Here is a 7,500-nt window from a genome sequence, read left to right as displayed (position 1 = left end):
GATACGCAAGGAAGAGAGTGAGATCGGAGGGACGGGGGGTCTCGCAGCTTACGGCAGGGCACACCTCATCAAGGGCATGCGCATAAACGACCACAATCTCGTCAGCGTAGGCATCGGCCCGACAGTGGAGGTGGACCTTCATTGGAAAAAAGGGTGGTTCGACTTGATGCCCGGAGCGAGCCTCTCTCTGGAGTGGCGGCGTACTGAGAAGGAATTGAAAGAACAGGCAAATGATCCTGATAATAAAAACAAGGAATATTCCTATTCCGCCTATGCACTGGAAGGAGGCTACATAGGACGATACACGCCGATCGAAGATTCAAAGAAATACTCGAACGGAATCTTCGTTGGCCTCGGTTTTAGAGTATTCGCCGACGAACAACACCGCTCGTCATCGGATAAGGGTTCCGGTGGACTTTCAATAAGGGGATCCTACTTTCCGCAGGACAAGGCATTCTTCTTCTCCATCGGCAACTCTTTCAGCAAATGGTTCTGAACCGCTCTACTTGCCCGTAAACCTCACCTCACAAACCTGCGCTTGCCGAGCTTGATGAGGAGTTCGCCTCACATATTCCCCTCCTTTGTAAGGAGGGGGAAGGGGAGGTAGATCTACCCCACCCTAACCCTCCCCTTACAAAGGGGAGGGGATTTATGAGATGGCTTCTACACCAGTTTTGGAAACAGGTGTATCGCCATATCGCCCGAAAATAAGAGTCTGAGATTTCCGTGCGCGGAGCTGCTCGACGCGAGCCGTTTGTCCAGGAGCTCCTTGATGACGCCGGTCGCCCTCCTCCTTTGTACATTGCATATCGATTGCACCTCGCCGCGCTCGATCTCTCCGCGATAGAGCAGCGTCTCAAGAAGCATGACGGCCTGCCTCGACATCTCTTTCTGTGACCTCTGTATTGCCAGATATTGCTTGAATCGTTTCTCCAGATGACCCAGCTCAAGAATCGACTCCATAAATTTCAGCTGATCCACACACGCCCGTAGAAAATATTTGCAGAAGGCGACAAGGTTCTCCTCCGACAGCGGCCCCCTGCCGTCGAAGTCGTATCTCCTCGGCTGATCCGCCAACGCAAGGTGCCTGTCGTATTCGGAACGATTCCGCGCAAAAGCCCTTGTCACCGTCCACAGACCGTGCGACCAGATCTTCAGCCGGTACTGATACGCAATGGTGAAGAGTCGAGCCACCCTCCCGTTTCCGTCCCTGAATGGATGAATCCAAAGGAGGCGGTGATGGGATGCGGCAAACGCCAGCATCTTCTTTGGCTCTTCGAGCTTGGTTGGCGTATATGCATCCTGAAAGCGCCCGAGATTGCCGCGCACATCGTCCAACGCCTCTGGGGGAATGTGTCTCCCCACGCTCGCCGGACGATCCCTGAGTTCGCCGGGCATTATCAGCACACGGCTGCCTTCATGCGTGAGCGCGTAATGCATCTCCTCCGGCAGTTCGGAGTAAAACTCCTTGTGAAGCCAACAGAAAAAATCCGGAGAACAGACATCCAGCTCTTTTTCGCGCGCGAGACGTTCCAGCATCTTTCGTTGCGTCGAGATATGCGCAAGGTGTTCGAGCTGGTAATTCCTGAGATTCCGTTCAGTCGAAAGCTTGTTTGCGAGGGCTGCCTCTATATCACCGAGCAATGAAGGATTCCCCTCCATGGCGTTGGTATAGAAGCTGTTGACCGCAAGCATCAGCTCGCTGATTGACTGCGCGACCTTTGGATGGAGCCCGCTCCCAAGGCTCGCGGAGAGGCGAATTACCTCAGTCCCAAGTTTTTCCAGCTCGCCGTCGATCTTTGATGGAAGCGCCGGGAAATGACCAGCAAAAAATGCGCATTTAAAGTGCGCATTGGTATTATTATATCTTACTGATAAATATGCTTATTTATTCAATTGCTACAAAAATAACACATATTAAATGCGCATTCCAAGTGCCCGTTCGACGTACTACCTGCCGAGCTACTTGCCGACAAACTTCACCTTCACGAACCGCCTCTTCCCGACCTTGATGAGCGGCTCGCCTCTTGCAGGCAGTTTTGCGCCGATGTCCGCGATCTTCTCGCCGTCAACCTCGACCGCGTTCTGCTGGATCATGCGGCGCGCGTCGGATTTGGACGCGCAGAGCTTTGACTCCACCATCACATCGACGAGCGGGAGCTCATCGCAGTCCGCTGTCATCGCATACTCCGTTATGTCGTCCGGCAATTCCTTGCGCGTGAAGACGCGCTCGAACTCGTCGCGCGCATTTACTGCGTCATCTTCAGAATGGAACCGCTCGATGATCTCCATGGCGAGCGATTCCTTCGCGACCTTGGGATGCAACTCGCCAACCATTACTTTTTCTCGAAAAGCTTCGATCTCGGCGAGCGAGAGATCCGAGAGCAGCTCGTAGTACGTCCACATAAGCTCGTCGGAGATCGACATGAGCTTGCCGAACATCTCGCGCGGCGGCTCCGCGATGCCGACAGAGTTGCCGTAACTCTTGCTCATCTTCTGCACGCCGTCCGTGCCGACGAGCAGCGGCATGGTGAGCACGACCTGCGGCTCTTTGCCGAACGCGCGCTGCAGATCGCGGCCCACGAGCAGGTTGAAGATCTGATCCGTGCCGCCCAGCTCAACGTCCGCTTCGATAGCCACGGAGTCGTAGCCCTGCATGAGCGGATAGAGGAACTCGTGCACGCCGAGCGGATCGCCCGCCGTGAAGCGCTTCTTGAAGTCGTCCCGCTCCATCATGCGCGCGACCGTGTAGTGACCCGCGAGATTTATCACCTCTCCGAAGCTCATCTTGCCGAGCCACTCGGAGTTGTAACGAAGCTCGATCTTTTCCGCGTCGAGTATCCTGCCGGCCTGATCGACATATGTACGCAGGTTCCGCGCGATCTCCTCTTCCGAGAGCGGCGGACGCGCGGCGCTGCGGCCGGACGGATCGCCGATGCGCGCGGTGAAGTCGCCGATGAGGAATATGACCGTATGGCCGAGGTCCTGGAACTGTTTGAGCTTCTGCATCACGACCGTGTGGCCGAGGTGCAGGTCAGGCGCCGTGGGGTCAAAGCCCGCCTTCACGCGCAGGGGCCTGCCCTTCTTGAGCTTTGCGACCAGCTCCTCCTCGTCTACGAGTTCGACCGCACCGCGCTTGATTACCGAGAGCTGCTCTTCTATTGGCATAGTTTTCATAGGGGGCTGAAATTACATGGTGCAATGGCTCTTGTCCAGCGGGAAGCCGCTTGCCGGATATGAGCGACCGGCGTAATAACCTAGCAACTTTCGTGAGAAAACACCGAAGACGGGATGCGCTCCAGGGGAAATCGTATGCCGGCCCTGGCAGAAAAAATTCATGTCCACAACATCATCGAATCTCTTTCCATGCATCTCTTCGGCGCAACTGACGGACGTATGCGCCGAGGGCTCCATGTCCGAGAGCGCGTGTCAGATGCAGTCAACTGATGACGGCGATCAGTCCGCGCATTCGGAGGAGACGGCGCAACTTTATGACTCCTGCTACTCCGAAAGCTCTCGTTTTCCATATTCGCTGCAGGCTCGGGAACAGTCTCAGAACGGCTTCTCTCGCCCGGAAGAAGGCGCCCACAGAGATGCGCTGCCATCAAAGGTACTTGAATTCATGTTCGGCGGATCCAAAAAAGGCCTCGATTGGAGGAAGCGCTTTCAGGAGACGCTGGAGGAAGTATTTCGGCAGTGTGGCCTGAATTTCGGCGCGATCATACCGGGGAAATATCGGGAGTTTCTCCATGAGGCATCTGGTGCTTTCATGGAAGCGTTCCATCGCATCGAAATGCGCGATACATTATATGAAGACGTGCGCGACACGGAGACGTTCCGGCAGCTGGCCGCACGCGCCTCTGAAATCTGTCTCTGGACCGCGGGAGATATTCCCAATGCCCACCAGAGGGGCAAGATCGTCAACTCCCGGATCCTGGAGAAAATCAACGCCGGCGCTGCGGTCGATATCACCCGGCGCAATGACATCATAGCGGACAACAAACCAGCCGAGATGGCGACAGAACTTGACGCCTTCTGCAAGGCCGGGAAATTAAAACAACTCCTCGTCGTCGTGTTCGATGATTCGGAAAGAAGTCTCGTCGGTGCTGACAAGGCTGTTTCGCGGTGGCACGCCGCGCTTACGGATCCTTTGGATCTGCACCGACTCTATATAAGGGCGGCGCGCGGCAAGGCCAAAGACGAACCATGGGAGTTCGTCTGCCACTCGGCCGGAGATCTCAAGGAGATGCAGGCGCTCATCGACCAGGCTGCGGCGGAGACGCCCGGCATCTCGCGCGAAAACACAATCGTGTTTCTCGATTTCGACGGGACACTCTCCGATAACGCCCTGGTTCGCGAACGCCAGAAGCGGGTGGCGAGGGAGGAGCTTGGCATCGCCTCTTATGGTGTTGCATTGTTGTTTGTCGATCGATTTATCGAAAAAGCATCTCGCAAGGAGACCCTTCACAAAATTTACGCAAGGTTTAATGCCTTGTTCGAGATGAACAGCTCTCTCCAAGCTCCTCCCGGCGATGCATCTCTCACGCCGCTTGACGCCAGCCACGCTGCGATTGAGGCGTTAGTTCAATCTGCCGAAATGAAGCTTCATAAATGCGCCGCGACCGGCGATCCTTCGGCTCTCGATCTGAGTCACGAAATTCGGTCTCTGCGTAATATTCTGGTCTATGCAAACGTCAGCAAGGAAGATACTCGCCTGATACAATGGATCTTGGCGAACGCCTTCACGTACCTGAATTATGACGACCTGGCCCTGGACCTCATGGAAGAAATCCAGGAAGACGATGCGCCACTGTTTCGGAATTACTTGGTGTGCTGTCTCAAAAATCAACTATATGGCAAAATAGTCAATTATGTCGAAAACCACCCCGCTGTTCTCGATCGGACATCGTCCGCAGCAAGGGCATTTATTGCATCTGCATATATCAAAGCGGCATGCGATGAACGCGATCAGTCACAAAATGAGTACCTGGCCAACAAGGGGCAGCAGCTCTTTGATAATGCGATGTCGGAAGATGCTGCGTTAACAGTTGAGGAACGCGACTTAGGAACAAACGCCCTCTACGACGATTTTTCCACGGCGCAGATGTTCTTCATCCAGGATCGCAGCCATAGACATGTCGATAGCAATGAAATCAAACAATCGATGGCCAAAATATTTAACATGGTGCTGAAGGTATGGGATGTTTACGAGCGTCTCCTTGATCAGGATGCGACTATTGCGGATCGTGAAAAGTCTTTCGGCAGAAGATATACAATGGCCGCGGCCAAGGCCCTTCTTCATCTACCCGTGCTGACAGACGTAGCTGTGGCGCACGCTGTGCTGAGGCGCGCATTTAAGGTAATGGCTTTTATAGTAAGGCATCCTGTCGATCCCCACACCAAGCGTTTTTTTGCCTGGCAGATTGCAGATTTCATCAAGCACGTCGAGCGGATCGATCCGTCGTACGATGGAAAGAATCGAAGGGAAATATTGGAACGTTTCGCGTACGGCGTTTCATTCAGCGGACCCTTTGAAGCGGCGATCAGCGGCGGCGACCACGAGCGGGCGATCGAAATCGCATGCCACCGGACTTATGATCGGCTGATCCGAAACTTGATCGGCGTCTATACGCGACAGACCCCTATCTATCTAAACACCATCGGCGTTATTGAGATCCCTGCGGGCGCAAGGCCGACGGACAGCGCGCATTTCGAGCGGATTGCGGCTGAATGCGGGCAAAATCAGCGGATCATTACAATCCATGACATGATCGAGCCCTACCGAACCGCACTTGATCATTTTAAGGATGGTTGTCTCGCGTATTTGAAAGGCATCGCGCCCGAGGGGGCTGTCATCGACGGTCGCGTAAAGACCGCATCGTCTTTGCTTCTGAAGATGTTGATGGAAGGCAAAGACAAGCTGACGCATATTACCGACGCGCTCGGACTCCGCGTCCTGACCCAGACCGAAGAAGAGATGCGCGCGTTATACGGACGAATCCGCTCCGATACGCAGCCGAACGTCATCAAGGAATGGATTACCGTAGATAAGCCGACGAGTCATCTCTACAGGTCTATGGATATTACGGGATATCATCCTACAACCGGGACCATGATGCAGGTGCAGGTGAGGACTAAACAAATGGACGATGATTTCTTCTTCGAGCCCGCAAACGAGCGAAACTACAAGATCGAATCAGGCAAAAAGCTTTCCGATGCGTTCGGAAGGAATCCGTCACAGTACCTGCAGCTAATGGGCAGGATACTTAATAATCTTTACGAAGCCTCTCAAATCCTCCGCAACGGCCGCGACGAAGCCTCCATTCAAGCGATGGCAGGCGCCTATGACCTCGAACCTGCAACCTCGAGGCATCTGTTGCTCGATCAGTCCAGGGCGGTTTAAACACTCCCCGAACCATAAATAATTAGCAACTTACCGGTGAAAATGCCGAAAAGGGACACATCATGGGAGATCTGTCATGCGCCTTCCAATAGCACCCGATATTACCATGGCCGCATTATCCGGCGCCTATGGAGATGGTTCTGCAAGACCGCCGGAAGCCGAGGAGACGGTCGATTCCGCTGCGGATGCAGGAACATCTGCAAATCCGGGGGCCGCTGCCACTGCGGAGACCGTCGCGAATCCAGATGCGTCTCCCGGTACATCGGAAGCCCCTGCACAGCCGATTGTCGCCGGCTCCGAAGACACTTTCCAACAGATGAGCGGGCAGATCCAGATGCTCGCCGAACTCCTCGACAAGGCCTCGGGCGAGCGAAGCCGCATGAACGAAGAAGTGCACACGTTACGCGGGCGAGCGTATTCAGTGGAGGTACAGCTCGGGAGGGCTCGCGAGCAGCTGGAACGCGAGCGCGGAATCAGGAACGCCAACACCAGGACGCTCCGCGCCTCCGTGCTGTCGCGGGTCGAACTGGACAAGGCTGCCGCATCATCGCGGGCGGCCCTGCAGCGCGTGCGGGCCGGTGCTCGCAAGGCGGACGATGAAATCAAGGGACTCTCCTCCGCGATGGGCGAATCGCAGAAGCGAGCGATGGAGGCATCCAGGCTCATCTCCGGCGCGTTGCACGCGATGTCGCCGCTGCTGGGCAGCGAGAGCCCGCTCGCTAAAATGCTCGCCCAGGGCGCGGAGCTGCTGGACGGCGCGATTATTCTCTATGCAAATGCCAACGAAAAGCTCGCCGCTGCGAGGGGCGAGCTTGCGCCTGCGCGCGATGATGTATCGTCTCACACGGTCCCGGAATCGCTCAACGACGTGACCGCTCTGATATTCACCAACATGGAGCTGCGGCTCGCCCTGGCATTTCCTGACGCGTCGGCGGAAGAGCTGCAGGAGAAGTCCCAGACGCTGCGCGACGCAATCGGCATAATCCTCTCACGGCGCAGTATCGGTAATGCCGGCGATCTGGTGGATCGCGCCCTGGCAACCCTGCTCGAGCCCGAAACCCAGGACTTTGAAGTGCGGGGCAGCGTGCACGAGCTCA

At 55.5% G+C, this 7,500-nt stretch carries 5 protein-coding genes (1 of these 5 only partly in view); 3 read left to right on the top strand and 2 right to left on the bottom strand.

The window, feature by feature from the left end:
- Positions 1–496, top strand: partial view of a hypothetical protein gene (locus WC600_17695; GenBank protein ID MFA4904572.1) — the final stretch only. The gene continues 2,009 nt to the left of window position 1, outside the view; 496 of the gene's 2,505 nt are visible here — the last part of the coding sequence; its start codon lies beyond the left edge, outside the window; it ends in the stop codon at positions 494–496.
- A gap of 167 nt (positions 497–663) precedes the next feature.
- Here WC600_17695 and WC600_17690 read toward each other — a convergent pair whose 3' ends face one another.
- Together WC600_17690 and tyrS are read right to left on the bottom strand one after the other, a co-directional pair.
- Complete coding sequence (locus WC600_17690; protein ID MFA4904571.1) at positions 664–1,695, bottom strand: Fic family protein; 1,032 nt, start codon at positions 1,693–1,695, stop codon at positions 664–666.
- 267 nt (positions 1,696–1,962) lie between these two features.
- Positions 1,963–3,168, bottom strand: coding sequence for a tyrosine--tRNA ligase (gene tyrS, locus WC600_17685; GenBank protein MFA4904570.1), 1,206 nt, complete (start codon positions 3,166–3,168; stop codon positions 1,963–1,965).
- Between the two features lie 244 nt (positions 3,169–3,412).
- Here tyrS and WC600_17680 point away from each other — a divergent pair, with 244 nt between their 5' ends.
- Positions 3,413–6,403 (top strand): RelA/SpoT domain-containing protein, encoded by a 2,991-nt coding sequence (locus WC600_17680; GenBank protein ID MFA4904569.1) that lies wholly within the window; start codon positions 3,413–3,415, stop codon positions 6,401–6,403.
- A 76-nt stretch (positions 6,404–6,479) separates the two neighbouring features.
- Positions 6,480–7,500: hypothetical protein (locus tag WC600_17675; protein MFA4904568.1), on the top strand; the 1,021-nt coding region annotated here is incomplete at its 3' end.

It is taken from the genome of Desulfobaccales bacterium, assembly GCA_041648175.1.
Lineage (GTDB): Bacteria > Desulfobacterota > Desulfobaccia > Desulfobaccales > 0-14-0-80-60-11 > 0-14-0-80-60-11.
The sequence above is the reverse complement of the archived record's forward strand: the minus strand, read 5'-3'. Positions and strand labels throughout refer to the sequence as shown.

What these genes read in the sequence shown, in the direction of transcription:
- WC600_17690 (MFA4904571.1), bottom strand. Translation starts at nt 1,695, where the DNA reads ATGCTTGCGGTCAACAGCTTCTATACCAACGCCATGGAGGGGAATCCT.
- tyrS (MFA4904570.1), bottom strand. Translation starts at nt 3,168, where the DNA reads ATGCCAATAGAAGAGCAGCTCTCGGTAATCAAGCGCGGTGCGGTCGAA.
- WC600_17680 (MFA4904569.1), top strand. Translation starts at nt 3,413, where the DNA reads ATGTCCGAGAGCGCGTGTCAGATGCAGTCAACTGATGACGGCGATCAG.